Here is a 25,921-nt window from a genome sequence, read left to right as displayed (position 1 = left end):
CCTTATGAAAATTCCTTTGTTAATCCTTCTTGTGGTGCTGTTATCATCATGTAAGCACCGGAGTGTAGAAGAGGAAGTGATTAGTTACTTTGAGCAGCAACATAACCCCGAGAAGCTACAGGCTGCCAGGTACCTGCTGGTCAATATGAAAGGGCATTATAGTTTATCTGGCCCTAACTATGGCAAATACGTAAAAGTATTGCATGAGGTATCCGGGTATGTTGAAAACAAAAGAAATAAGGCTATTACAGACCTGATGAAGGTGCATGCCGTGGGCGATACTTTTTCAATGGAGAAAGATGATAGCACGGTCACAGCAAAATACCTGATCGACCATATTGAAAATATTTACAGTGTGTGGGAAAAAGTGCCATGGAGGAAGGATTATAGCTTCGATCTGTTCTGTGAATACGTATTACCTTACAGGATAGAGAATGAGCGATATAGCAATTGGGTCCGCCCTTTTAACGAGGCATTCTCGGGAATCTTCAAAGAGGTATTTTTTGCGGGAGGTACTGTGTATAAAGCAGTGGATTATTGTAAGGATACTACACAATACTTATCTATGCTGGATTGGGATAGTACGACAATGGTGAAGCTGGAACCAGGAAAAAACAGTGTCGTCTTTAATCATGTACAGATAGACAAACCCGGGGAAAAATGGATCAGGATCCAGTATACCAGCGGGCAGGATTCAGCCGAAGTGGTAATGGTATTCAATAAGAAAGATACGGTTGTACATGCTTTAAGTGCATCCGGCAGCATCTATTGTTATCCCAATAATCAGTGGCGGATCAGGAAGGCTTTTGAAGAAGGCGATAATACAATTGAGATCAGCGTGCGGAATCAGCCGATTGGACTGGATTATATTGATATTATTCCAATAGAGGATTTTCATAGGAACGGGCTGACAGATGGAGGTCATTATATGATCACTAATGCATGGAATGGTCAGGGGGTAGCAGGGAAAAAAGTGTTGAATATGCAGAACATTGATTATGGTTTCTTTGTATTGAGGGACTCATTGCAGGCCCTTGGGTTGCGATGGAATCCTTACTATAGCCAAGATACATCGAAGATGGAGGCATTTACAGGAAAGGATAATCAACAGTGGTTTATTTCAGGTGTGGATGGCGAACATTATAAAGTCATCAGTAAGGTCAATGGAAAGTGCCTGGAGTTTGCGGAAAACGGGCATTTAAGAGCAAACAGGGAATATAAAGGATTGCCATCTCAGCAGTGGCATGTTAAGCAGGTAGGTACCCGTATAAAGTTCGATCCGAAAACCCATGTGCCTCAAAATACCCCATTGGAGTATGCATGTAGGGTGAAAGATGCGATCAATTTTCAATGGATGTTCTTCGGTAATTATTTTCCTGCTTTGCCGGCAGATGAAATATTGAAGATACATATGGGTGATTGTCGTGAGCAGTCACATTACCTGGTATATATTCTGCGCTCATTGGGTATACCGGCTGTAAGTGAGGTCAATCCACAGCGTCCTTTTAAGGACATGGGCCATGACTGGAATGCGATCATTGGCAGCAATGGTGAAACGATCTACTACCAGTTGGATACAAAACCGGGCACAGGAAAACCAGACTCTCCCATTGCGAAGATCTATAGAAGGACATTTAAGACGGAACCTACTTCACTGGCTTTAAATAAATACCCACATGAGATAATACCGGCGGAGTTTGATAATCCATATATGAAGGATGTAACCCGGGAGTATTTTAATACGCGCACGATATCTGTGCCAGTCTTTCAACCGGTGGATAGACAACATGTATATTTATGTGTATGGGATGATGCCAAATGGCTACCAGTGGGTTGGGGAGAGATCAGGGATGGCAAGGCAATATTTAAGGATGTTGGGTTAAATGCCCTGTATATGCCTATGCTATTTGACAAGAAATATACACCCATTGGGAAACCATTTGTGGTGAAAGATAGCAGTATTGCCTATATTTCAGTGAATCCTGAAAAGAAGCAGCAGGCAGTGCTGACCAGGAAGTACTGGTGGCCGGCCAACCATTTTATGGACTTTAGGCTGAAGGGGGGAAATTTTCAGGGTGCCAATAAAGAAGATTTTTCAGATGCGGTGACGTTCTATACGATTAAGGAGAAGATCAAACCGGTTTATTATAATGTTAGGGTCAGTGATCAAAAGATGTATAAGTACTACCGGTTCTGGAGTGTACCATATAATTACGGGAATTTAGGTGAAATGAAGTTTTATGGAAAGGATGATCATGAATTGCAGGGAAAAGTGATTGGGAATGAAGGGAGCTATAAGGCACTGGGAAACGGGCGGGAGAATGTGTTTGACAATAATATACTGACCTATTATGATGGTAAATCAAGGTTGGAGAGCTGGGTGGGGATAGCTTTGAATACGCCACAGGCACTGGGTAGGATAAGATTTGTTCCGAGAAGTGATGGGAATTGCGTGGAAACGGGAGATAGTTATGAGTTGTTATACTGGGATAATAAGGGGTGGACATCATTGGGGGAAGTAGTAGCCCAACAGGATTCGCTGGTCTATAGCAATTTGCCTAAAGGGGCTTTGTTCCTGTTGAAGGACAAGACGAAGGGAAAACAGCAAAGGGTGTTTACGTTGGATGAAAAGGGAAGGCAGGTGATGTGGTGATATGCTTGTCGGTCAGGCCCGACAAGCAATCCTTATCTGCTATTTTTACGATGCTAAACGGCAAATCTTCTATGGAATTAACACAGCTTGGAGAACGGATCTGCATTATGGGGCCTAGCAACAGCGGCAAATCTACCCTGGCACAAAAGCTCGGCAAAAAACTCAATGTCCCGGTTTGCCACCTCGATCAGCTGGCACATGTCGCAGGCACTAACTGGGTACCCCGGGCCAATATCGACTGGGTAGACGAGCATGACACCTTTATAAAACAGGATCGCTGGATAATGGAAGGGAATTACAGTTTTAGCATGCCCCAGCGTTTTGCGCGCGCCACTACATTGATATGGCTCGACTTTGACATCTGGGGATGCATAATCCGCTATATTGGCCGGTCGCTAAAGAACGATCCCAATCGCCCAGGCCGATTGGCCGATGCTACGCAGGATTTTAGCTTTACATTGATCCATTACATGTTATTTACCTATCCGCAAAAACGCCTGAAAAGCAAAGCGATTATTGAGCAATCTGGCGTGCCGCTACTGCGGATTACGTCTGTTAAGGAGCTTAACCGGTATTATCAACGCTGGGGACTGAAGCGATAAAGATGTACAAAATCAAAATTCAGCACCGGCCAGGTAAAAGCTAGCCAGTGCTGAAGAGCACATGCATAATACTGCCGGTTACAAGCCGGCACATTCATTTCTATAAAGCAATTTTCTTCCAACCGAGGCATGTCCTGACTCCAATAGGTCAGCGCTCATTATCGGTGATCCATAGGGCTGCATGTATACACTTTTTCGTAAAATTCAATTACATTTAAAATCAGGACCATTATTTTATCCGGTTACATTTTAACCGTAATTATATAATAGGTGTCCTTATTTTCTACTGTATATGAATATCCTTCTATAACAGGTTCTCCCACAATTATCATACTCGGATGACACGGAGTGCCTGTTGCTTTTTCTACATTCGTATGTGAAAGGTTGAGCGCCCCCACCTCAGGAATATTAATGGTGTATTTGATATCACCTTTTTTTGTTTGCTCTGCAAGAAATGATAAAGCACCATACGTATCCGGATTCCTGTTTGTTTGAATAGTCAATGTCTCTGCTGGCGTAATAGTGATTTTTGAGACATCAATATTTCTTGATAGGAAAAAATTCTCACCCGTCACTTTATCCTTTAAAATAATTCCGACCTTCACTGGCGCTGTTAACCATGCAAATCCATTACAGGGATCAGCCTGTTTAGATTTATCGCAGGCAGAGCACATGCTGACTACAGCCAGCAGCAATATGAGCAGCATCTTTTTCATTGAGAGTGCTTATTATAGGTTAAATGAAATGTTTACTTTTGATCAAACTCCATTGCAGGGAAATACATCACAGTCTTAACCGGCCTTCTAAATTTCATACGCTGATAATAATATATAACCTGGACGTAAATAGCTGTATTATATCTTTATTGTAATGATAAACACGGTTCCTTCCTTTGTCGTTGTATATGGATATTCTCCAACGGTTGGATTATTCACAACGATAGCGGTTGGATTGCATACATTTCCTGTTTCCTTTTCATCATTGGTATATTTAAGGGTAAAGGTGGCAACTTCCGGGATATTGACATTGTAACTAAACGCACCTTTGGAAGTATCTGCTATATGAAACACGAGTGAACCATACAGATTTGAGGTGGCGGTCGTTACGAAATAGACCCTCTCTGTGGGAGCAACAGTAACCTTTGCAGGATCAATGTTTTTTGCTAACAGTATATTCTCGCCTGTTTCCTTATCCAGAACCACGATTCCTACCTGTGCAGGCGCAATCCGGGCGTATAAGCCGATACAGGGATCAGTCTGTTTATGTTTTTTACAGGCAGCGCACAGGCTCATGACTGCCAGTAATGATAACAGTAGCGTTTTTTTCATAATGGGATTGCTTGTTATAAGTTAAATGGTATGCTATATTGCGTAAAACGAAGCGCAGCGTAAATAAGTTACAGCAATTATTCTCACAATATGAAAATAAACCATCCGACAGCACTGATAAATTTCCTCCCAGACGATTCTACCGTTGAACTCAACGACCCGATTCACGTTAAATACCGCGCATGTACTAAATTGGATAAAGCAGACCAGGAACAACTGGTGTTGATAGGGGAAATTGACATTGAAGATGGGACTGACGTCTACGAAGTATATAAAGACCAGTACTGGCAGCCGGATGCGCCTATTGCATTGCAATATTATCCATTTAACGGATGCTCCATATACCGATACCAACAAAACGGTGGCCTTTATTTTGTCTATACTGAATTGGGGGGGCATGCTCCTGAAATCCGATGCAGATGGATACAACGCCATCTGATTGTAAACCTATAAAAAAACGGTAGCCGGATAATATCCAGCTACCGTTCGTCTCTCACCTACGGCTTTTGCAGGTATCAATCTGATCGCGCCGCTACTACTGTATTACATGATAATTCAAAACACAAGTGACAGAGGCGAACAGAAAAATGACTTAATATATTCTCAACAGTTAAACTGGTTGCCTGCTAATTAACTGTTTCCCTGGATAATGAGGCAATTTATTGACCCTCATTTGAAATAATCCTGATCTCTTTGATAGCAGAATCGTGTGTCAGATCCAGGATGAAAGGTCCCATCACCTCCACCTTCTTCTTCCGGTGTTGCTGATCTGTATACCACCCCATCACTCCCGGTGGAGGTTCTTTAATCCCAGGCTCCATATTCCATTCCTTCCAGGCGCTGTCCATTCTGACTTCCAGCTCCTTTAATGGTACATGCAGGTTGGCACCGGGAGCCGGCCATATTTCCACATCATTCACTATACTATCCAGGTTGTTAATAACCAGGCTGATTTCATGGCTTGTAAAACGTGTAAAGTCTCCATCTGTAGACACTTTCATACTATCCGACGGAACGAACAGACCAGCCAGGAAAGCGGTGGCACTGTCCCTCTGCAATGGAAGCGCATCTGCTATTCTAAATGTCTTTTCGCTAACGCTCAGGGCGGGAGCAACTGCTCCACGTTCCGATGTATTACTGTTGCCACAAGACATGAACAACAGCATGCAGGCAATATTGATCAGGAGATGCTTCATGTCAACCTAATTTTGAAACTTTATAAACAACCAGTTTACCGCTACCATCTATCCTGTTCATATCTGCACTTTTTGTTGGGAAAAAGTGGAGTTCATGTGGGGGTTTGCCAGTATTACTCATAAATGATATCGGGGCATTGACAACTGCCGCATATGGATGGATTTCTATAATAATACCTTTACGTACATACCCCATACTGATCAACCTGTCAATATCATTTGGCTTAACATGGATACATCCATGAGAATACGCCAGATTGATGTTTACAGGCGATCGCTGCCGGTTACCAAGGGCTGTAGCCGCTTCATCCGGCGGTGTGGTATGAATAAAATCGCTCATGAGCTCGTCTTTGTTCTTCTGATAGATGCCATCGTTGTTATTGTCCCGGAAATACTTAACGGAGATATGCCCGAAATCATTGAACACCCAGCTGGTAGGTTGTGCAGCACCATAGCTGGACGCCATTCTATCGTAATAGCGCTGGATTACTTTCTTTAATTGCAATTCCCACTCCTTCTTTGGATAGTTAAATTTAATCGTCTCCAGCCACTGAGGGTTCAACTCGCTTAGTTTCTTCCATGTACCGTTCTTATTAATGTAAACAGCATCACTCGCCATCTTCATGGGGGTACCCCAGGGAATGGTAGAAAATAGCCAACGGCCTCCGCTGGTATGTTTTTCGACAGTTAGAACCGTAAACCGCCCGGCTCGTGTAGGGGTATGTTGACTGGCAGCCTTATCCGGGTTCCTGGCAATAGTTTCTTTTGAAAGTCCCCCGCGTGCATCTACTTCAAGTAACCTGGTAAATTGGAATGTAGGCATACGCAATAGTTTAGGTTATGCCGTAGCCGGCCATGGATTATCGAACGTCGCACCGCCTAGTTTTAATTGCCTGGCAGATAAGGTCAGCTGGATTTCCATTGGCAACTCCCCTCTTGATGAAAAACTTTCATGATATTCTATACAGTAGGCATCTTCAAAGGCGAGTTCCTTCATCTTGGAAAGCGCATCACGGCGATAAAATATAATCTTGCCACTCTTGGTTTTGGTGTTAGAGATCATCCATTCAAACAGGTCAGTGCTGCCATCTGATTCCAGGGTGACGGTAACGAGACCTCCTATAGGACGCGCAGCAGGTTTACCATTATGATCAATGCTTTGGGTAAATGAATAGTGGCAGTTCAGTACATTGATTTCTTCGCCATCTATTTGCAATACAGATTTGAATGACATAATCTACAGGTTTTTTAATTAATATGGTATGTTTCAGGGTTGATTATGGGTTAAGTGAGTACGAATTTAATGAATAATTCGGTATAAAGACGTGTCAATTGCCTTGCTGCTTTTTAGCATGCTAAAGAAGGCTTTTCAATTTTAAATGAATAATGTTATTATTTGAGGGGATTCATTATAATTAAACATTACATAACTCTACAATAGTAAGAAGGTGCCAGCATAGCTGCTTTGGCAATAGCATAATAGGTATGCGCAGGAGTAGCAATGATCACAACATCCACCTGATCACTGGCAAGCAAATCCTGCCATGAATCAAATACAAGCGGACTGTTAGATCCTTTAAACAATTGTAGGCCTTCTCTTTCAGAAGTTTCGTCTGAATCACATATTGCGGTGATAGTCAGATCTTTCAGGGTAAGTGCTGCAGACAGATATTGGCGGCCCCAGGTTCCAGTGCCGATAGTCCCCGTACGCAAGCCACTACGAACATTTTTAGAGAACAGAGACGACGGCATGACTGCAAATGCGGGCACGATCAATGTGACGTTTCTGAAAAATTCTCTCCGTTTTTGATTGTACATTTACAACTAATAGGGATAATTATTCAAATCGTTTACTTAAATGGCTTTTCCAGGATTGAGGTCAAAAATTCGAATTACTATTTTTAAGGAATGGTGCGCAAATTTATAATAGAAATATATTCAAATATTAAAATGTTTTTTTGGGGAGCGTCTTTTTTCACCTTTTAAAGCAGGCAGCATCTGGCCATTTTTCCTATAAAATGCAGAAAATGGGTACTATATTTTTTCGAAGGCAATAAAAAACCGGTAGTTACATACGCAACCACCGGCCAAAACTTAGGTCATTGTGCTAGGCCCCCTGTTCCTTCACATTCAACACCGCTACCGCTGCTATTATCATAAAAACACCCCCCATTACCAATGCATAGATAGGCTGATCATGGAAACAATACCTGACGATTAGCCCACCAAACAAGCCATTCACGATCTGTGGAAATGTGATAAAAAAATTAAAGATCCCCATATACACCCCCGTCTTGTGCGGAGGGATCACACCTGACAGGATAGCATAAGGCGTTGATAAAATACTCCCCCATGCAAAGCCAATACCAATCATAGGCAGTACCAGCAAATCGGGAGATTGTATGAAAAAGATGGAGATGAGCGATCCCCCTCCCGCAATCAGAGAGAAAGCATGTGTCACCCGACGGTTTGTTCTACGCGCTATCGTAGGCAGTACCAGTGAATACACCGCAGATACTGCACTGTAAATACTAAATAAGAAACCTACCTTATTTCCCGCATCCGCATAACTGGATGAAGAAGTATCCCCCGGCATCACCTTATAGATATGCTGCGCTACCGCAGGTGTGGTAAACACCCACATAGAGAACAAAGCAAACCAGCTACAGAATTGTACTAACCCTAACTGCCGCATCGCCGATGGCATTGCCGCAAAGTCCTTCACAATTGTACCCAACCCGGAAGGGGCACTCCCCTCTTCCGCAACGGGATTAAACTGCGCAAACTCCTCCGGACTATATTCACTACTCGTAAAGATTGACCAGAGTATTGTGGCAATCAATACCACCGCACCTATATAAAAAGAGTAAATCACATTATCAGGTACCACACCCGGTGCCGCCACCTTAGATACATTCAAATACTCCGCCAGCAGATAAGGCAATGAAGACCCTAACACCGCACCCGCACCTATCAGAAAGGTTTGAACGGAAAAACCCATGCTCCGCTGCTCATCCGGCAGGTTATCAGATACAAGTGCACGAAAAGGTTCCATGGCAACATTGATCGAAGCATCCATCAGTGTCAGCATCCCCGCTCCTATCAACATTGGTGGCAACAAATACGCCAGCATCGACGAATTCGGTAACAGTATTAACGCAAGCGCTGTCAACAATGCACCCACCAAAAAATAAGGACGGCGACGCCCCAGCCTGTTCCAGGTACGATCACTATAATGCCCGATAATAGGCTGTACAATCATGCCGGTCACCGGTGCCGCCAACCAGAAGAGGGATAAATGTTCTACCTCTGCACCATAGGTCTGCAGAATACGGGAAGCATTACCATTCTGTAATGCAAAACCAAACTGTATTCCGAAAAACCCCATGCTCATGTTCCAGATCCTTGCCGCAGATAAACGTGGTTTTGTCAACCCTTTCATGGAATTTATATTTTCTGCAAGAGAGTGTCTCAAAAGTAAATTACCGTGGTTGAAGACGGTTCTCTGTGATGCTGAGACATCCTCTTTATTATTATCTTAATTGACTTTCAATTGTACAACGGCCCCTGCCTTCACAACATACGTCCCATCATATACCTTCACAGCCAAATCACCACCTTTCTTATTCTCCAGCACAACCTGATGCTTATTGATCTCTACCTTCAAAACATTACTTCTGAAACGAATACTGAATGCAAATGACTCCCATTTACCCGGCAGGAATGGTGTAAACTGCAACTGCCCGTCTCGCACACGCATACCGGCAAATCCTTCTACTACACTCATCCAGGTACCTGCCATTGAAGTGATGTGCAAACCATCTTCTGTATCATTGTTATAATCATCCAGATCCAGCCGTGAAGTACGCAGGTAAAACTCATATGCTCTTTCCCCATCCCCCAGCTTTGCCGCGAGAATCGCATGGATACAGGGTGACAATGAACTCTCATGTACCGTACGTGGCTCATAAAAGTCAAAATTCCTACGCAACGTATCCATGTCGAACCTGTCTTCCAGGAAGTAGAATCCCTGCAATACATCTGCCTGCTTAATGAAACAACTTCTTAGAATCCTATCCCAGCTCCACTTCTGATTCAATGGCCTTTGTGACGGATCCAGCTCTTTCACCAGCACCTGTTCCTTATCCAGATAACCATCCTGCTGCAGGAAAATACTACGTTCCGCATCTTCAGGATAATACATGTTATCTATGATATGTTGCCATTTCGCCACTTCTGTACCAGCATCAAATGAAGTCTTTGCAATGATCGCATCATTCATATGCCCTAGCGACTCTATTGTATACTGCAGGCACCAGGTTGCCATGGTACTCGTATACCAGTTATTGTTGACGTTGTTCTCGTACTCGTTCGGCCCGGTTACACCCAACATCACATATTGCTGACGCGCTTCACTCCAGTTCACCCGCTGTGCCCAGAAACGCGCAATACCAATCAGTACCTCCAGGCCATATTCTGCCAGGTACGCCACATCACCTGTATAACGGATGTAGTTGAAGATCGCAAATGCTATTGCTGCATTCCTGTGAATCTCCTCAAAGGTGATCTCCCACTCATTGTGACACTCCTCTCCATTCATCGTCACCATCGGATATAAAGCAGCACCTTTATTAAACCCTAACTTCTCCGCATTTTCAATGGCCTTGCCTAACTGGTTATACCGATACACCAACAGGTTCCTCGCCACCTGCTGATCCGCAGTGGCCAGATAGAAAGGTATACAATACGCTTCCGTATCCCAATAAGTAGATCCCCCATACTTCTCACCCGTAAAACCTTTCGGACCAATATTTAATCGCGCATCTTCACCAGTGTAAGTCTGATTGAGCTGGAAAATATTAAAACGAATACCCTGTTGTGCAGCAACATCTCCTGTGATCACGATATCACTCTCCTGCCATTTGGCAGCCCATGCAGCCGCCTGCTCTTCCAGGAGTTTTTCAAACCCTTTGGCAGCCACTTTTACTACTACTTTCTCACACTCAGCGACCAGCACTTCCCGACTGTGATTCTCTGAAGTCAGGTTAGCCGCATATTTCACGATTACAGTTTCCTGATTTTCTGATCCTGCCACCGTCACCTTTCCTCCCACAAATTTATCTTTCTCCACAGCCGAAACAGCTGATGCCAATTGGCGTCCATCCTGATATACATGGAACAACATACCTGTACATACATCAAACCCTGTCTTCCGGGTACGTAAAGTAAGATAAGCACTATTGTCTTTTACATCACCATCTACCAGATCCCAGAACCCCTCGTCATAATTGGAATCCTGATTTCTAATCGCGCCATCTATAAAAGCAGTTATTTCAATCTGCCCGTCAAAGTTCAGTGGCGTAATACTATACCGCAATGCACCCGCCTCATCATCCACTATACTACAAAAGCGCGTAGCGCGAACTGCCACCCGCTTACCTGAAGATAAAGTCGCTGTAAATGTACGTTCAAGATACCCTTCCTGCATATTCAACACACGACGGAAGTCACTCACTTCCGCATGATGTAAATCCAGCACCTCCCCATCTATTCTTATCTCTAATCCAATCCAGTTCGCTGCATTCAATACCTTGGCAAAATATTCAGGGTAGCCATTTTTCCACCACCCCACACGTGTCTTGTCAGGATAGTAAATTCCTGCTACATAGCTACCCTGTAACTTTTCGCCGGAATAAGTCTCTTCAAAATTACCACGCTGCCCCATACGCCCGTTGCCCAGACTGAAGATACTTTCTGAGATTTTGTTGTAACCCGGTGTAAAACCTTCTTCGATGATATTCCACTCATCTACCTTTATATACTGCTTCATTATTTCAAATTTTTTAATCGCTGGAGATTCATCTCTCCAAGGCCACTGACAATCATATCTGCTGCATTCAACACGGCAGCATCTCCGATGCCCACTGCCTTCATACCCCCCGCCTTCGCAGCCTGTATACCCGCTACCGCATCTTCAAATACCACACAGTAAGCGGGATCTGCATGCAGACCAGCAGCTCCTTTCAGGAACACTTCAGGATCTGGTTTAGACGCCGTCACAGAGTTTCCATCCACCACCACATCGAATAAGGCAGCCAAACCAACTTTGTCGAGAATAGTGCCCGCATTCTTACTCGCTGAACCCAGTGCCGTTTTTATCCCTGCCTGCCGCAGACTTTCCAGGAATGCCCTGGCCCCCGGCAATACTTCATCTGGTTGCATATGACGGATCATATCTACATACCATTCATTCTTGCGGGCCGCCATTACCCCCTGCTCTTCTGCAGATAGCTGCACCTTTCCTATCTCCAGAATAATTTCCAGAGAACGGGTACGGCTAAGGCCTTTGAGTAATTCATTTTGTTCCTCTGTAAAGTCGAACCCCAGTTCATTTGCCAGCCTTTTCCAGGCTTTATAATGGTACTTTGCGGTATCGACAATCACACCGTCAAGATCGAAAATACATGCGTCTATTCTGTCCATATCATCCATTTAAATTGCATTCTCAGCGAGCGAGTTCCAATACCAGCGTTGTCGTAGCCGGTACATGCAGGCTGTCTGAAAGACTATAGGTTTTATCAGTTACTATATCGTGCGCACTGGAAAATCCAGCTGTTCTTTCTTTGAATCTGCTCACATCTATGGCGACAGCATCCTTATTTGGATTCAATACCACCATCACGGTCTTGTCAGCATTGTAACGGAAAAAGGTGTAAACATTGTTCTGTGGAATGAATTGCATCAGTTTACCGGTTTGTACCACAGGATTATTCTTCCTGTAGTTAGCCAGCTTCTGCACATAATCATGCAGCTCATTTTCCTCTTCATTACGACCTGCTGCGGTGAACTTATTCACCTTATCATTCTTCCAGCCACCTTTAAAATCTTCACGTACCAATCCATCAGGTGCACTGAAATTCTTCATCCCGATCTCATTCCCGTAGTACAACTGGGGAATACCACGGGTAGTGAGCAACCATGCCAACGCGGCTTTGTATTTTCCTTTGTCCTCTCCTATTACAGAGTAAAAACGGCTCAGGTCATGGTTATCAAGGAATACTACATTCCTCATAGGATCCTGGTATTGATAATCTGATGCCAGCGTAGTATACAACTTCACAGCACCATCATCCCAGGCAGCTTTATCATTCATCGCACCTGTAATGGCCCAGAGTGAATTAAAATCAGTGAGACCTGGTAATTGTGTATCCAGATGTTGATTCACGGTTTTACCCTGTGTAAAATATACCTGGTCAGCTACTCCTTTCACCCATACTTCCCCAAAGAAGGTAAAAGTTGGATAGGCATCCTTGATCGCCTTTCCCCATGTAGCCATAAATTCACCATCATTGTAGGGATAAGTATCCAAACGGAATGCATCTACACCTGCATACTCAATCCACCAGATATGACTTTGTGTAAAGTAATTGTACACAAAAGGATTACTTTGATCCAGGTCAGGCATGTGATTATCGAACCAGCCATTGGTCATGATGTCCTTATCATATTTAGATGCATAAGGATCAAAGTCTGGCTGCGCCCTGAAACTGGATCGTGTAAATTCCGGCCACTGGTGTACCCAGTTTTTCATCGGCATATCTTTCATGGTCCAGTGCTGACTGCCAATATGGTTGTGTACCAAATCCATCACCAACTTCATGCCGCGCTTGTGCAGGCTATCAGCCAGTGTTTTATACAATTCATTGGTACCATAGCGCGGGTCTGTACGGTATTGCTCTGTAGCAGCGTAACCATGATAAGATGCCTGTGGCTGATCGTTGGTAATCATCGGCGTCATCCATAATGCTGTCGCCCCCAGTTCCTGCAGGTATCCCAGGTGATTAATGATACCCTGTATATCACCGCCATGACGGTAATACATGGAATCTCTGTTCAAAGTAGTCTCCTGCATACCTTTGATCACATCATTCGTCGTGTCCCCGTTTGCGAAGCGATCCGGCATAATGAGATATATCAGATCGCCCGCAGTGAGGCCCTGTGCTTTCGTACCAGTGTTCCTGGCTTTCAGTTCATATGCAAAAACCAGATCCTTGCTGCCCTTCTTTGAGAATTTAATCGGGAATGTACCCGGGGCTGCGGATGGATCAATATTCAGATCGAGAAACAGGTAGTTTGGGTTTTCCACTTTATTCACCTTCAGGAGTGTTACCCCGGGATATGCCAGTTTGACGTCTCTTTCTGCGATCTTATTTCCATGTACAATCAGTTGTAAAAAGGGCTGTTGCATCTTCACCCACCAGTTGGCAGGTTCTATGCGCTCCAGGCCGGGAATTTGTGCCATTGACGTACTTGCCATCAACAGCAGCATAGTGATCCACCGAATCTGTTTCATACTAATGTGCTATTATTGAGCTTTAAGAGAATATGTATAGTTACCTGGGTTACTTATATTCATAGTGATGATATAAGTCCCTGGTGCATCTACCGTAATTGCGCCTGTTATACCGCTGGCCAGTGTACCATTGTTGCTCACATCACTCAGCGTAATGGCATCTGCATTATTCGCCCGGAAGTAGAATGTACCTTTACTCATTGTAGCAGTTACAGACCATACACCTGTAGTGGCACTGTAGGTCATAGCTGCATCACCTGATACCGCAGTGCCAGAAATACTCCAGGTTGTCTTCGTCATTGTATACTTCAACTGGTTCAGATCTGCCGTCAGACGGTAGTACCCCCCTTCAGCAACCGCGATGTTACCACCACCTGCAGCCAGCGTACCACTGCCGCCATCTCCGTAGTTCACATCCCAGCTCTTGCCTTTCGTCATCTTAAATTCGGTAGCACCTGTTAAATACATGTAACCTTCATAGGTACCATCATTCTTCACTGAGGCAATGCTATCCAGACCTGCATTGTCAAATGACCACCCTTCGTAGCCTCCGGGCAGGTAAACGCAGGTATACACCTTCGGCACGTAGTAAGGAGTTACAGTCAGCGAAATGCTGTCTGAATATACCTCATCTCCAACTTCATCCACCGCTGCTTTCACACGGATCACGAGGTCATGCTCACGCCCTGCTGCCAGTCCCATGTTATTGATCACCTGGTTCAACGCCGCTACTGTATAAGCTTTGGTCAGCGTACCTGTACCCATCGTCACATTGGTAGCTTTTTTAAATCCATTTCCTTTCTCATCTATCTGTAGATAATAAGTTACAATCGACTTGTACCCCCAATCCACAGAAGCTGTCCAGGTATAGGTAACGGCTGCATCAGTGGCAGTTGCTTCAGTAAACAGAAAAACTGAATCAGTCGCAGTAAACTTAGGCGTAGTACCATTCTTTACCTGGGTAAAGCTGCCATCCTTTTTACAGGAAAACAAAGTCAGCACACTAAGACTGAGGATGTATATATATATGAAACGGAACTTCATGATGAATAATGTTTTGATTAGTAACCAGTGTTCTGTTTGAGGTTAGGATTCGCCACCAGTTCTGTAGCAGGAATCGGATACAGTGTACGATAATCACCTACTGCCACACCAGCCGCTACACCACCTTTCCAGGGCCAGACATAACTGCTGCCTGTAAAGTAGCCATAACGAATCAGGTCTGTTCTGCGATAACCTTCCCAGTAGAATTCACGACCTCTTTCATCCAATATGAATTGCAGGGTCAGCTGACCGCTGGTAATGTTACCGCTTGTATTGCCATAAGCTCTTTCGCGAACTTTGTTTACAAATGTCAAAGCATCCCCTGCATTACCACCTGTACCACCTCTTAACACAGCTTCTGCATAGTTCAGGTATGCTTCCGGCAGGCGTAATAGCGGAAAGTCTGTATCTACAAATGTTGTACTGGAACCTGCACCATCAGCAGATGTTTTATTACTCCATTTAGTCACGGCATAACCATCTGTGAATACAGTCAGATCATTGATCTCAAGATTTTGTCCACTGGTATAGAACATTGCGCGGTTATCTTTACCCCCGGTTTCATCAGGGAACAGTTTCACCAAAGCACTGGTAGTACGTAAACCTGCCCAGGCACTGCTTACACCATGGTCAGCAGGTTTCATCGTACCGCCTATTGATGCGCAGACCAGGTAGGTAGTACCCCCATAAGTCTGGGTTCTTGTACCATCGAAATTAGAAGCAAGCAAAAACTCTGATTTGGATGTCACATTATTATCCGCCTTAAACATGTTCGCATAACTGGATGCCAGTGCGTAACCGGAGTTAATCACTTTCGTACTGTAAGTAATTGCGTCTGTATATCGATCAGTACCGGTGTACACCTGCGCATTCAGGTACAACCTGGATAACAGCAACCATACACAAGCCTTGTCTGCACGACCATATTCATTGGCACCTGCATCAGGCAGCAGACTTTCCAGTGCTTTCAGTTCTGATTCTATATAAGTGAAGAGTTGTGCCCGGGTAATCTGATTAGGATAATAGTAAGATACCTCGTTCGTATCAGTAGAAAAAGGCACGTTCCCAAACATGTCCATGGCATGATAATAACTCAGCGCACGCAGGAACCGGGCTTCTGCCCTGAAAGTTCTGGCCGTTTCAGCATCATTTCCACTGATACCATTGCTGCTCAGTTTCGCATCAGATGTCTGACGGATAAACTCATTACATTGAGAGATCTGGTAGAAAAGACGAGCAAACATCGCAGTGATGAAGTTGTCATCCGCTGTCCAGTTCATCCTGTGGAAGTTCTGGATCGTACCATCATTCCATCCCATCACCACTTCGTCAGTAGGTAATTCCTGCATCTGGAAATATGCACGGATGTAGTTGGAAGTACCTTCGTCAATACCACTGATATCGGGCGTACCAGTTGGCCCGGTTTGCCCTGTAGTAGCCAGCCCCGCGTACAGCTTGGCCAGGATACTTTTGTAGTTACTGAAGTTGGTATATACGCTGGCCGTTGTTGCCTCCGTAATAGGAGTGCGGTCCAGGTCTTTTGTACAAGCTGCCAGTCCCCATATCATCACACCGGCAAGTATTGTATTATATATGAATTTCCTGCTCATAACGTTCCTGTTTGTGAATTAAAAATCAAGGTTAACGCCCAGGGAATACACACGTGGACGTGGATAGAACTTATCATCTATACCGCTGAATACTTCCGGGTCCTGACCACTGTATTTAGTAATCACGAACACGTTTTGTACGTTCGCATTTACCCTCACACCCAGCTTCTGATGCCAGATACGACCAAAGTCATAAGCAAGGTTCAGGTAATCCATGCGCACAAATGAACCATTCTCTACGTAGTAGTCAGACCAGTACTGAGGATTGGCAAAATTTGTTTTCAGCACACTGGAAGACATATTTGCCAGGAACGCCGCATTCTGGAAAGACTTGTAGTTGCCGAAGTTGGAAGCCTGGTTGTTATAGATGTAGTTACCAATGTTGCTACGCAGACTGAAACCAAGAGTCCACTGTTTGTAATTGAAGTTTGAATTGAAGCTCAGGTATAAAGTAGGATTGGGTGATTTGTAACGGTATTTATCTGCCGCAGTAATCGCACCATCGCCGTTCCTGTCTTCATATAAACCTTCAATTGGTTTCCCGTTTTTATCGTAGATCTGTTTGTATACGTAGAAGGAATTGATCGCATAACCGGTAGAATTGATCTGGATAGTATTTCCCGTACCGCCGGAGATACCACCTGTTGCGAAACCTACGGCTGTATCACTCTTCACTTTGGAGAGAGACAGGATCTTGTTGTGGTTGTAGGTAATATTGAAACCAGCATTCCAGGTAAAGTCCTTCGTCATGATAGGTGTTGCATTCACAATGAATTCCACCCCCCTGTTTTCCAGGCTACCTACGTTCGTGAACAAGGTGTTTGTAAGGTTAGTACCTGCAGGAGCTGTGACAGTTGCCAGCAGATCGCTTGTTTTCTTGTAATAGAAGTCTACACTACCATTGATCCTGTTATTCAGGAAGCCATAATCCATGGCAATGTTGTAAGTAGCAGTTTGTTCCCACTTGATGTTCTGGTCATACCCCGCTGCACGCAGTGTTTTATAATAAGTATCTCCCAGCTCATAGGAAGAAGCAGCATCACCATAGGTATAACGGCTTACAGCAGCATAATCCTGCCCGATATCTTCCTGACCGGTTACACCATAACCCAGTCTCAGTTTCAGGTCAGAAAGCACTTTGGAATTCTTTAGGAAATTCTCATCCTTAATTCTCCATGCCAGTGCGACAGAAGGGAAGTTACCCCAGTGTTTCGCAAAGCGGGAAGTACCGTCGCGACGCAGGGTAGCGGTCAGCATGTACTTCTCATTGAATGTATAATTCAAACGACCAAAGAAGGACACCAGTGTATGCTGAGATTTGCTGTAGTTACCAGCCGCAGTAGTTGTATCACCAGCACCATCCAGTGTTGCAAATGCAGGAGTGGTTGTGATGAAATCCTGGTATGAATAACCAGCAGTCGCATTGATTGAACTCTTAATTGCCTTCAGTGATTTGGTATAGTTCAGGTAGAAGTCAAACAGTTTATCCTGTTTTTCCTGCTCGTAGTGATGGTAAGAACCACCCTTACCATTATAGTAAGACAATGCAGCATAAGCAGGGATATTAGTATTACCGGTACCTTTAGAGTAATCATACCCCAGGTTCATATTCGCATGCAGATCAGGCAGAAAATGGAACTTGTAGTCGAACTGTAAGTTGCCGATACTTCTCTTCACTGTAGATGCATCATTTTTCAGTTTCAGCATACCCAGTGGGTTTCTTGTAGCCAAAGCGAACAAAGCATCATTCTGCATCCACTCATAGTAACCACCGAAATTATCATTCCCGGAATAAACTGGTTTTGTAGGATCAAAAGCCACAGCTGCATTGATCGCTCCCGGGTCAGCAAAGCGGTTATCTGCCACAGCACCTTTAAGGTTCAGGTTAATTTTCAGGTGATCGTCAAAGAGACTTGGAGAAAGATTCACCGCACCGGAAGTTCTTTTCAGGTTAGAGGTTTTGAGAATACCATCCTGGTAAAGGTTGCCGATAGAAACACGGTAAGGTAATTTCTTCCAGGATCCGCTGATACTCAGGTTATTGTCAGTGCTCAGAGCGGACTGGTAAATCTGTTTCTGCCAGTCAGTATTATCAGTACCAAGCATGGCAATTTGTGCATCGGTACCATGAGCTTTCACAACATCGGTAAATTCTGCGGCAGACAATACCGGCGAGAAACTGGTGACTTTAGATACTGCATTGTTGGTGCTGAAAGCCAGTTTCAATTTATCGCCCGCACGACCTTTCTTCGTAGTAATGATCAGTACACCATTAGATGCACGGGAACCATAGATCGCGGTTGCAGATGCATCTTTCAGCACGCTGAATGATTCGATATCGTTGGGGTTCACCATAGCCAATGCATTGGAAGAACCGCTTACATTTCCATTCTCTACAGGTACACCGTCAATTACTACCAGCGGATCGTTGGTTGCATTCAGAGAAGCGCCGCCACGTACACGGATGGTACTACCACTACCAGGTGCACCACCATTGGAAGTGATCAGCACACCGGGTACTTTACCAGTAATCAGTTGTTCAGGAGAAGAGGCCGGGCCTTTGTTAAAATCTTTCGTAGATACGAGGGCGACAGATCCGGTAAGGTCACTCTTCTTTTGTGTACCATAACCAATTACCACCACCTCGCTTAATCCTTTTGTATCAGTTTTCAGTTGAATATTAAGTACTACATTTTCACTTCCTACAGTGATGGCTTTCTCCTGTGCTTCAAAGCCGGCCATCCTTACTACCAGTACATAACTACCGGCACTTATGCCATGAATAATGTAATGACCTACACTATCCGCTACTGCATTTTTGCTGCTACCTTTTAAGAAAAGGATAGTCCCCGGTGCCGGACTATTCACGTCGTCCGTAACGGTTCCGCTGATACTTCCTGACTGGGCATATACACCTGCAGTAAGCAGGATAAAACACAACAGCAGCGCTAACCGGGTAAAGTGTGTTCGTTTCATTTAACGTTTCATTTTAAAGACAAGGAATTGCTGATACGCTACTGCCTGATGCAGCGCGTTTAGTAAATGACAAGAAAATAGCAGTAGAATTCCTCCAAAGAATTCAGGTACTGTTTCATTGCTGTGATGGGAAGGGATAAATGTTGTTCAATAGCTGGTCCCAGTCCCCCTGTTATTTGTCCGTAATTTCTAAGTTGAAAGCATATGTATCGGTGTTGAACATTTCCGGGAACGTTCCCGGAACGTGGAATAAAAAAGAATTATGCAGCTAAAGTATGTAATTTTTTGTTTTCCCTAACATTTTGTTTCTTTTTTTTTCTTTTGCTTACACTTTGGCCGAGGAAAAACGCGGGATGAGTTTGGAGCCCAATACGATATGATTATTCTGGGGTGGAGTACCCTCCAGTACTTTGAAAAGCATTTCTGCAGCATGCGTACCTAACTCATAGGCAGGCTGTGTGATCGTGGACAACGCCGGGTTGAGGAGGGACGCAATTTCCAGGCTGGAAAAACTCACCACCTTCACATCCCTGGGAATATTGATACCCAGGTCATGGCAAACGTAATAACTGGAAATGGCAAGACGTTCTACTGCGGTGAACAGCCCATCAGGGCGTTCATGCAGGAGGAATTCCGTCAGTATCTGGTAGTTTTTGTCATAGTCATTGCTACAGTCCACCACCAGGCGCTCCTCGAATGGAAGACCAGCGTCCTGCAATGCATCTCTGTACCCCTGCATACGCACATTACCAATAGAAAGGCTCTTATTAATTACAAGAAAAGCAATCTTCCTGCACCCCGCTTCTATGAGATGACGGGTAGCAGCAAAACTACTTTCATAGTCATCTGTAGTTACTTTCGGTACATCTATATCATCATACACCCTGTCGAAGAATACCAGTGGGATCTGTTTGCTCCCCGTATTCTTCAGGTACCGGTGGTCATTAGCTTCCCCGGAGGCAGACATGATAATCCCATCTACCCGCCCGTTGTAGAGCTTTTCGATGAACATCACCTCTTTATCATAATCATCATCCGTAAGGTAGATCAAAGTATAATAGTCTTTCTCCCTGGCTACACGTTCTATGCCGTGAATGGCCTGGGAAAAAAAGTTGTTGGCTATTTCCGGTACAATGATGGCTATAGTATTGCTACGCTTATCCCGCAGGTTGCTGGCATGGTGGTTTGGCTGGTAATTGAATTCCTTTGCTGCAGCCAGGATTCTTGCTTTAGTTTCCGGATTGATATCGCTGTTACCTCTAAATGCCCTTGAAACAGTAGACGTGGATAGGTTGAGCTTTTCTGCTAATCTTTTTATATCAACACGCTCCATAAAAGGTGGTTTTTGACCCTAAGGCCCAAATTATAGAAAATAGTGGAAAAACAATCAGGTTATATAAAACAACCGGATAATTATACAACTCCCCAGTAAAAGCACCAACAAATGTATAAGCATGATACGCATGATTTTCTTCCTGTTTAAATCCAGCCGATTCCTGAACCCCAGCGTAATCAGGAATGAGATCAGGGAGACAATAACAATCACTCCTACCCCATAGGTCCACACCATATAATTGGGATCATGATGCGCTACTGGTCCTGGAATGCCATCTAATACCAGCTCTACAAAAGCCACCAGGTTATAAATTACCGTTAGATAAAAGATGCCCAGCAGACCAATTGCGTTCATCGCTACCAGCAGCAGTAGATAGATTAACTTCCCTTTCTTCATAACCAACACAAGATACTCATTTTTCTTCCTGACCAAAATCATGGGTCTGCATAACCAATATGGTTGTCCTCCCCAATTTCTCCGCATATTTTTGAACCAGTAAATAAAAGATAAAAAAGTCTTTTATTCAACACCCGATAAGCCACTCAAATACTTATACCATGACCAGACTCAAATTTTTCTTCAGCGTATTCCTCAGCGCATATTTGCTGAATTCCTGTTCCAGCAGCACACCGGAACAAACCAAAACATCCCCAGCAGAAATGAAGGTCGTAGGTGAAAGCATTGCTGAACTCACTTCGCCCCCGCTCGTGCCCAAACCTGTTGGCAACAGGGCGGCGACCAAACTCATTGTAAACATGGAAATAGTAGAGAAAGAAGGAACGATGGCCGATGGCGTTAAATACCTGTACTGGACTTTCAACGGTACTGTACCAGGTAGTTTCATCCGCACCCGCATTGGTGATGAAGTGGAATTTCACCTGAAAAATCATCCCAACAATAAGCTGCCGCATAACATCGATCTGCATGCTGTAACCGGCACCGGTGGCGGCGCCGCATCTTCCTTTGTAGCACCCGGCCATGAGGTGACCTTCTCTTTTAAAGTATTAAATCCGGGCCTCTTCGTTTACCACTGTGCAACGGCTCCTGTTGCGATGCATATCGCCAACGGTATGTACGGCCTGATCCTGGTTGAACCGGAAGGCGGCCTGCCACCTGTTGACAAAGAATACTACATCATGCAGGGTGACTTCTACACCAAAGGTAAGAATGGTGATCCCGGCCTGCAGCCTTTTGATATGCAGAAAGCCATCGACGAACGTCCTGATTACGTGGTATTCAATGGCCGCGTAGGCGCCCTGACAGGTGATAATTCCCTGAAAGCAAAAGTAGGTGAAACTGTACGCCTCTATGTGGGTAACGGTGGTCCGAATATGGTATCCTCTTTCCACGTGATCGGCGAGATCTTTGATCACGTCAATGTTGAAGGCGGAGACCTGATCAATCACAACGTACAGACTACGCTGATCCCTGCCGGTGGCGCTTCTATCGTCGACTTCAAATGCGAAGTGCCCGGTACTTTCGTGATCGTAGACCATTCTATTACCCGCACTTTCAACAAAGGTTCCCTCGGTATGCTAACCGTAACCGGCGATGAGAATAAGGAAATCTATTCCGGCAAGCAAACGGAAGGCATCTATCAACCTGAGGGCAGCACTATACAGAATATGCCTGGCGAAAAAGCACCCGATGCCCCCAAAGCTGAAAACCATGATGAAAGAGTGTCCCTGGGTAAATCTGTTTTTGCTAAAACCTGCCAGGCCTGCCACCAGGAAAATGGTCAGGGTATTCCGAATGCATTCCCTCCACTTGCGAAATCTGATTTCCTGAATGCGGACGTGAACAGGGCAATCGGTATCGTACTGCATGGTAAAACAGGTGAAGTAGTAGTGAATGGCAACAAATTCAATGGCGTCATGCCTGCCCAGGTACTGAGTGATGAAGAAGTAGCCAACGTGCTGACATTCGTCTACTCCAGCTGGGGCAATAAGAAACAGGAAATTAAGCCGGCAATGGTTGCTGCTCAAAGAAGTCACTAATGAAAACGACAATCCTTCTCGCTGCAGGCATCTGTTGCAGCCTGTCCTGCAAACGTGTGCCTTTGCAATACGATACGCATACAACTGTCACACAACCGGCATTAGTGCCGGTAGCTGATACTGTAAAGATGGCTGAAGTAGCAGGCGGCGCTTATACTCCTTTCTTTGGGAAAAAAGACACAACCATCGTAGTACGGGGATTCATGATGGACGTGGTCCCCGTTACCAACCGTCGCTTCCTGGAATTTGTAAAGCGCAACCCGCAATGGCGGCGTTCACAGGTAAAACACATCTATGCTGAAAGTAACTACCTCGTGAACTGGATGAATGACACGACCCTTTCTCCTGCTATAGATCCGGAAGCTCCCGTCACAAATATCTCCTGGTTCGCTGCCAAAGCTTACTGCGATGCCACCGGCAAGTCACTGCCTACTGTCGATCAATGGGAGTATGCCGCGATGGCGGATGAAAAAACAAAAGATGCCCGTTATAAAACCGCTTATAACCGGGAAATTCTGGGTTGGTATGAAAAACCCAACACTGCCGGTAACCGTGTAGATCAGACACCTGAAAATGTATGGGGTATCGCAGACCTGCATGGACTGGTATGGGAATGGACCGCTGATTTCAACGAAGTAATGTTGTCAGGTGAATCAAGGAAAGATGTATCCAGTGATGTGGCGAAGTTCTGCGGTAGTGGTTCTGTTGGAGCAACTGACCTGATGAATTACGCCGCGTTCATGCGCTTCGCTTTTCGTGGCAGTTTAAAAGCGAATTACTGTGTACAGAACCAGGGATTCAGAGCTGTTAAAAATTTATAACTATGAAAAGCATGATCTGCTTACTGTTTGCGCTTTGTATGGCTTGTAAGCAACCGTCAGCAACTACCAGCATTTCCGATAAATCTATTTTCAACCTCGTTGCTACCTGGCATACTGAAGAAGGAAAGGCCATTCAACTGAATGACCTGAAAGGAAAAGTATTGGTGGTAGTGATGATCTACACTTCCTGCAAAGTGGCCTGCCCCCGCCTGGTTGCTGATATGCAGGACATTCGTAAAAAGGTCGGCACAACTGATAAAGTACAATATGTACTGGTGAGTATTGATCCGGAAACCGACACACCTGAACGGCTAAAAGCATTCGCTATCGCAAAAGAGATGGATGGCAGTGAATGGACTTTTCTGCAGGGCGATCCGGAATCAGTCCGGGAGTTTGCAAATGTATTGTCTGTTAAATACAAAGAGATTTCACCGATGGACTTTTCTCACTCAAACATCATCAGCGTATTCAGTCCCGGAGGTGATCTGCTGCATCAACAGGAAGGCCTTGGGGTGAATAACAAAGAAACGATTGCGGCGATCTTACAGGCAGCCGGCCATTAATAGAAAACCTGCTCCGGTGAGCAGGTTTTTCTTTTTATATTTACATATAGTATATTTACCTTTAATGCGAATCAGATAGGGACAGTTATTGTTAACACTCACCCGAATTAACTAAATACCCAATATATGGCCATCAATTTACAGAAGGGACAAAGAATAAACATCGGCTTAAGCAAGATCACTATCGGACTAGGTTGGGACCCAAATGACGGAACAGGATATGCCTTCGACCTCGATGCCTCTGCATTCATGCTGGACGACAAACGCCTCATCCCTGCCGAAGGTTTTTTTGTATTCTATGGGAATGCTGATTCTGAAGATACCGCCCTCCATCACTCCGGCGACGACCCAACCGGCGGAAACAGCGATGGGGGCGATGACGAAAGTATCAAAGTAGACCTCTCTGTGGTAGATCAGCGTGTACAGGAAATACTGTTTGTTGTGACTATACACGAAGCCCAGCAACGCAGGCAAACTTTTGGCCAGGTGCGTAACTCCTATATCCGTATTGTAGATGATGCAAATGGTCAGGAAATAGCGAAATACGAACTGGGAGAAGATTTCTCTATCGAGACTGCCGTGGAATTCGGACGCCTGTACAAGCGGAATGATCAATGGAAGTTTGAAGCCTCCGGAATTGGTTACAGGGAAGACCTCGCTTTCTTCCTCTCCCGGCACTTCAAAGGACAGATCATTAAATAAGCCGTATCGCTATACGCCTGGTAAAAGATCAATCCATTGATATGAACATGCAACCTTGCTGAACTAAATATTGTAACCTGATAAAATACTTTAACCATACATGAGAAGACTACCCGTTTATCTCCTGCTGGATACATCCGGATCTATGAACGGAGAACCCATACAGGCATTAAACAATGCTTTAAGTGGTATGATTGCCAACCTGCGATCAGATCCGTTAGCCATGGAGACCCTTTGGATCAGCATCATCACCTTCGATAAGGAAGTGAAGGAAGTGCTGCCATTGACTGATCTTCCCTCTTATAATGTGCGGGAAATCACCTGCCCGGAAAGTGGCCCCACCCATACAGGGCAAGCCCTGGAGTTTGTGTATGAAAAAGTGAAACAGGAACTCCGCAAGGGCAGCGATACACAAAAAGGAGACTGGCGGCCTTTACTGTTTATTTTCACCGATGGGCATCCCAATGACCTGTACCTCTACCAGGAGATGATACCACAGGTCAGATCGCTGAACTTTGCCTCTATTGTGGGTTGCGCAGCAGGCAAACTCTCCAGCGACGAATTCCTGAAAGATCTCTGTGATGTAGTAGTACACCTGGATGTGGCTGATAGCACTACTTTAAAAAGCTTCTTTAAATGGGTGTCAGCAGCCATTGAGCATGGCAATAAGAGCATGGGCACTACTGATACCATTGACCTGCCTCCCCCGCCAGATGAGATTCATTTTGTCATTTAAACTG

General features: G+C 44.7%; 23 protein-coding genes. 8 read left to right on the top strand and 15 right to left on the bottom strand.

Annotated features, from left to right (window positions below):
• Positions 1-4 precede the first annotated feature (4 nt).
• Both ABDW33_RS12505 and ABDW33_RS12500 read left to right on the top strand, forming a co-directional pair.
• Positions 5-2,653, top strand: a complete 2,649-nt coding sequence (locus tag ABDW33_RS12505) for a hypothetical protein (protein ID WP_343690405.1) — start codon at positions 5-7, stop codon at positions 2,651-2,653.
• 71 nt (positions 2,654-2,724) lie between these two features.
• Positions 2,725-3,255 carry a hypothetical protein gene (locus tag ABDW33_RS12500; protein ID WP_343690404.1) on the top strand — a complete coding sequence of 177 codons (531 nt, stop codon included), beginning with the start codon at positions 2,725-2,727 and terminating at the stop codon, positions 3,253-3,255.
• 242 nt (positions 3,256-3,497) lie between these two features.
• Here the strand turns inward: ABDW33_RS12500 and ABDW33_RS12495 are convergent, their stop codons facing one another.
• Positions 3,498-3,971, bottom strand: coding sequence for a hypothetical protein (locus ABDW33_RS12495; RefSeq protein WP_343690403.1), 474 nt, complete (start codon positions 3,969-3,971; stop codon positions 3,498-3,500).
• 138 nt (positions 3,972-4,109) lie between these two features.
• Entirely contained in the window at positions 4,110-4,583 is a 474-nt protein-coding gene (locus ABDW33_RS12490; RefSeq protein ID WP_343690402.1) for a hypothetical protein, read from the bottom strand.
• A 90-nt stretch (positions 4,584-4,673) separates the two neighbouring features.
• Between ABDW33_RS12490 and ABDW33_RS12485 the strand changes: the two genes are divergently transcribed.
• Positions 4,674-5,036: a hypothetical protein gene (locus tag ABDW33_RS12485; RefSeq protein ID WP_343690401.1), complete on the top strand. Its 363-nt coding sequence runs from the start codon at positions 4,674-4,676 to the stop codon at positions 5,034-5,036.
• Between the two features lie 206 nt (positions 5,037-5,242).
• On the opposite strand, the gene ABDW33_RS12480 is transcribed toward ABDW33_RS12485, so the two are convergent.
• The 13 genes from ABDW33_RS12480 to ABDW33_RS12420 all read right to left on the bottom strand — a co-directional run bounded on the left by ABDW33_RS12480 (position 5,243) and on the right by ABDW33_RS12420 (position 21,494).
• Positions 5,243-5,779, bottom strand: coding sequence for a hypothetical protein (locus tag ABDW33_RS12480; RefSeq protein ID WP_343690400.1), 537 nt, complete (start codon positions 5,777-5,779; stop codon positions 5,243-5,245).
• A gap of 1 nt (position 5,780) precedes the next feature.
• Positions 5,781-6,602, bottom strand: coding sequence for a L,D-transpeptidase (locus ABDW33_RS12475; protein WP_343690399.1), 822 nt, complete (start codon positions 6,600-6,602; stop codon positions 5,781-5,783).
• Between the two features lie 15 nt (positions 6,603-6,617).
• Positions 6,618-7,013, bottom strand: a complete 396-nt coding sequence (tssD, locus tag ABDW33_RS12470; protein ID WP_343690398.1) for a type VI secretion system tube protein TssD — start codon at positions 7,011-7,013, stop codon at positions 6,618-6,620.
• A 188-nt stretch (positions 7,014-7,201) separates the two neighbouring features.
• Positions 7,202-7,597, bottom strand: a complete 396-nt coding sequence (locus ABDW33_RS12465) for a Gfo/Idh/MocA family oxidoreductase (protein WP_343690397.1) — start codon at positions 7,595-7,597, stop codon at positions 7,202-7,204.
• A gap of 289 nt (positions 7,598-7,886) precedes the next feature.
• The gene (locus tag ABDW33_RS12460) at positions 7,887-9,221 is read right to left on the bottom strand and encodes an MFS transporter (protein WP_343690396.1); all 1,335 of its coding nucleotides are present in this window, start codon (positions 9,219-9,221) and stop codon (positions 7,887-7,889) included.
• Between the two features lie 96 nt (positions 9,222-9,317).
• Positions 9,318-11,609 carry a glycoside hydrolase family 65 protein gene (locus tag ABDW33_RS12455; RefSeq protein ID WP_343690395.1) on the bottom strand — a complete coding sequence of 764 codons (2,292 nt, stop codon included), beginning with the start codon at positions 11,607-11,609 and terminating at the stop codon, positions 9,318-9,320.
• Positions 11,609-12,262 (bottom strand): beta-phosphoglucomutase, encoded by a 654-nt coding sequence (gene pgmB, locus ABDW33_RS12450; protein ID WP_343690394.1) that lies wholly within the window; start codon positions 12,260-12,262, stop codon positions 11,609-11,611. The genes ABDW33_RS12455 and pgmB overlap by 1 nt, the downstream gene beginning before the upstream one ends.
• 22 nt (positions 12,263-12,284) lie before the next feature.
• The gene (locus ABDW33_RS12445) at positions 12,285-14,132 is read right to left on the bottom strand and encodes a glycoside hydrolase family 13 protein (RefSeq protein WP_343690393.1); all 1,848 of its coding nucleotides are present in this window, start codon (positions 14,130-14,132) and stop codon (positions 12,285-12,287) included.
• Positions 14,133-14,144: 12 nt separating this feature from the next.
• Positions 14,145-15,176, bottom strand: a complete 1,032-nt coding sequence (locus ABDW33_RS12440; RefSeq protein WP_343690392.1) for a SusE domain-containing protein — start codon at positions 15,174-15,176, stop codon at positions 14,145-14,147.
• 17 nt (positions 15,177-15,193) lie between these two features.
• Positions 15,194-16,786, bottom strand: coding sequence for a RagB/SusD family nutrient uptake outer membrane protein (locus ABDW33_RS12435; RefSeq protein ID WP_343690391.1), 1,593 nt, complete (start codon positions 16,784-16,786; stop codon positions 15,194-15,196).
• Between the two features lie 18 nt (positions 16,787-16,804).
• Entirely contained in the window at positions 16,805-19,762 is a 2,958-nt protein-coding gene (locus ABDW33_RS12430) for a SusC/RagA family TonB-linked outer membrane protein (RefSeq protein ID WP_343690390.1), read from the bottom strand.
• A 325-nt stretch (positions 19,763-20,087) separates the two neighbouring features.
• Entirely contained in the window at positions 20,088-21,095 is a 1,008-nt protein-coding gene (locus tag ABDW33_RS12425; protein WP_343690389.1) for a LacI family DNA-binding transcriptional regulator, read from the bottom strand.
• A 54-nt stretch (positions 21,096-21,149) separates the two neighbouring features.
• On the bottom strand, positions 21,150-21,494 hold the full coding sequence (locus tag ABDW33_RS12420; RefSeq protein WP_343690388.1) for a hypothetical protein: 345 nt from the start codon (positions 21,492-21,494) through the stop codon (positions 21,150-21,152).
• 161 nt (positions 21,495-21,655) lie between these two features.
• Between ABDW33_RS12420 and nirK the strand changes: the two genes are divergently transcribed.
• From nirK to ABDW33_RS12395, 5 genes are all read left to right on the top strand, one after another.
• Positions 21,656-23,095 (top strand): copper-containing nitrite reductase, encoded by a 1,440-nt coding sequence (gene nirK, locus ABDW33_RS12415; protein ID WP_343690387.1) that lies wholly within the window; start codon positions 21,656-21,658, stop codon positions 23,093-23,095.
• The gene (locus ABDW33_RS12410) at positions 23,095-23,916 is read left to right on the top strand and encodes a formylglycine-generating enzyme family protein (RefSeq protein WP_343690386.1); all 822 of its coding nucleotides are present in this window, start codon (positions 23,095-23,097) and stop codon (positions 23,914-23,916) included. The genes nirK and ABDW33_RS12410 overlap by 1 nt, the downstream gene beginning before the upstream one ends.
• A gap of 2 nt (positions 23,917-23,918) precedes the next feature.
• Complete coding sequence (locus ABDW33_RS12405) at positions 23,919-24,479, top strand: SCO family protein (RefSeq protein WP_343690385.1); 561 nt, start codon at positions 23,919-23,921, stop codon at positions 24,477-24,479.
• Positions 24,480-24,605: 126 nt separating this feature from the next.
• Positions 24,606-25,181 carry a TerD family protein gene (locus tag ABDW33_RS12400; RefSeq protein WP_343690384.1) on the top strand — a complete coding sequence of 192 codons (576 nt, stop codon included), beginning with the start codon at positions 24,606-24,608 and terminating at the stop codon, positions 25,179-25,181.
• 100 nt (positions 25,182-25,281) lie between these two features.
• A complete protein-coding gene (locus ABDW33_RS12395; RefSeq protein WP_343690383.1) occupies positions 25,282-25,917 on the top strand; it encodes a VWA domain-containing protein in 636 nt (211 codons plus the stop codon).
• Positions 25,918-25,921: the final 4 nt, after the last annotated feature.

Origin of the sequence: Chitinophaga sp., from assembly GCF_039596155.1 — a bacterium.
Classification (GTDB): Bacteria; Bacteroidota; Bacteroidia; order Chitinophagales; family Chitinophagaceae; genus Chitinophaga.
Note: the sequence above shows the minus strand (reverse complement) of the source record. Positions and strands in the feature narration are given on the sequence as shown.

Bases quoted from the DNA above. Each gene is read 5' to 3' on its own strand.
- ABDW33_RS12505 (WP_343690405.1), top strand. From the start codon at position 5: ATGAAAATTCCTTTGTTAATCCTTCTTGTGGTGCTGTTATCATCATGT.
- ABDW33_RS12500 (WP_343690404.1), top strand. From the start codon at position 2,725: ATGGAATTAACACAGCTTGGAGAACGGATCTGCATTATGGGGCCTAGC.
- ABDW33_RS12495 (WP_343690403.1), bottom strand. From the start codon at position 3,971: ATGAAAAAGATGCTGCTCATATTGCTGCTGGCTGTAGTCAGCATGTGC.
- ABDW33_RS12490 (WP_343690402.1), bottom strand. From the start codon at position 4,583: ATGAAAAAAACGCTACTGTTATCATTACTGGCAGTCATGAGCCTGTGC.
- ABDW33_RS12485 (WP_343690401.1), top strand. From the start codon at position 4,674: ATGAAAATAAACCATCCGACAGCACTGATAAATTTCCTCCCAGACGAT.
- ABDW33_RS12480 (WP_343690400.1), bottom strand. From the start codon at position 5,779: ATGAAGCATCTCCTGATCAATATTGCCTGCATGCTGTTGTTCATGTCT.
- ABDW33_RS12475 (WP_343690399.1), bottom strand. From the start codon at position 6,602: ATGCCTACATTCCAATTTACCAGGTTACTTGAAGTAGATGCACGCGGG.
- tssD (WP_343690398.1), bottom strand. From the start codon at position 7,013: ATGTCATTCAAATCTGTATTGCAAATAGATGGCGAAGAAATCAATGTA.
- ABDW33_RS12465 (WP_343690397.1), bottom strand. From the start codon at position 7,597: ATGTACAATCAAAAACGGAGAGAATTTTTCAGAAACGTCACATTGATC.
- ABDW33_RS12460 (WP_343690396.1), bottom strand. From the start codon at position 9,221: ATGAAAGGGTTGACAAAACCACGTTTATCTGCGGCAAGGATCTGGAAC.
- ABDW33_RS12455 (WP_343690395.1), bottom strand. From the start codon at position 11,609: ATGAAGCAGTATATAAAGGTAGATGAGTGGAATATCATCGAAGAAGGT.
- pgmB (WP_343690394.1), bottom strand. From the start codon at position 12,262: ATGGACAGAATAGACGCATGTATTTTCGATCTTGACGGTGTGATTGTC.
- ABDW33_RS12445 (WP_343690393.1), bottom strand. From the start codon at position 14,132: ATGAAACAGATTCGGTGGATCACTATGCTGCTGTTGATGGCAAGTACG.
- ABDW33_RS12440 (WP_343690392.1), bottom strand. From the start codon at position 15,176: ATGAAGTTCCGTTTCATATATATATACATCCTCAGTCTTAGTGTGCTG.
- ABDW33_RS12435 (WP_343690391.1), bottom strand. From the start codon at position 16,786: ATGAGCAGGAAATTCATATATAATACAATACTTGCCGGTGTGATGATA.
- ABDW33_RS12430 (WP_343690390.1), bottom strand. From the start codon at position 19,762: ATGAAACGAACACACTTTACCCGGTTAGCGCTGCTGTTGTGTTTTATC.
- ABDW33_RS12425 (WP_343690389.1), bottom strand. From the start codon at position 21,095: ATGGAGCGTGTTGATATAAAAAGATTAGCAGAAAAGCTCAACCTATCC.
- ABDW33_RS12420 (WP_343690388.1), bottom strand. From the start codon at position 21,494: ATGAAGAAAGGGAAGTTAATCTATCTACTGCTGCTGGTAGCGATGAAC.
- nirK (WP_343690387.1), top strand. From the start codon at position 21,656: ATGACCAGACTCAAATTTTTCTTCAGCGTATTCCTCAGCGCATATTTG.
- ABDW33_RS12410 (WP_343690386.1), top strand. From the start codon at position 23,095: ATGAAAACGACAATCCTTCTCGCTGCAGGCATCTGTTGCAGCCTGTCC.
- ABDW33_RS12405 (WP_343690385.1), top strand. From the start codon at position 23,919: ATGAAAAGCATGATCTGCTTACTGTTTGCGCTTTGTATGGCTTGTAAG.
- ABDW33_RS12400 (WP_343690384.1), top strand. From the start codon at position 24,606: ATGGCCATCAATTTACAGAAGGGACAAAGAATAAACATCGGCTTAAGC.
- ABDW33_RS12395 (WP_343690383.1), top strand. From the start codon at position 25,282: ATGAGAAGACTACCCGTTTATCTCCTGCTGGATACATCCGGATCTATG.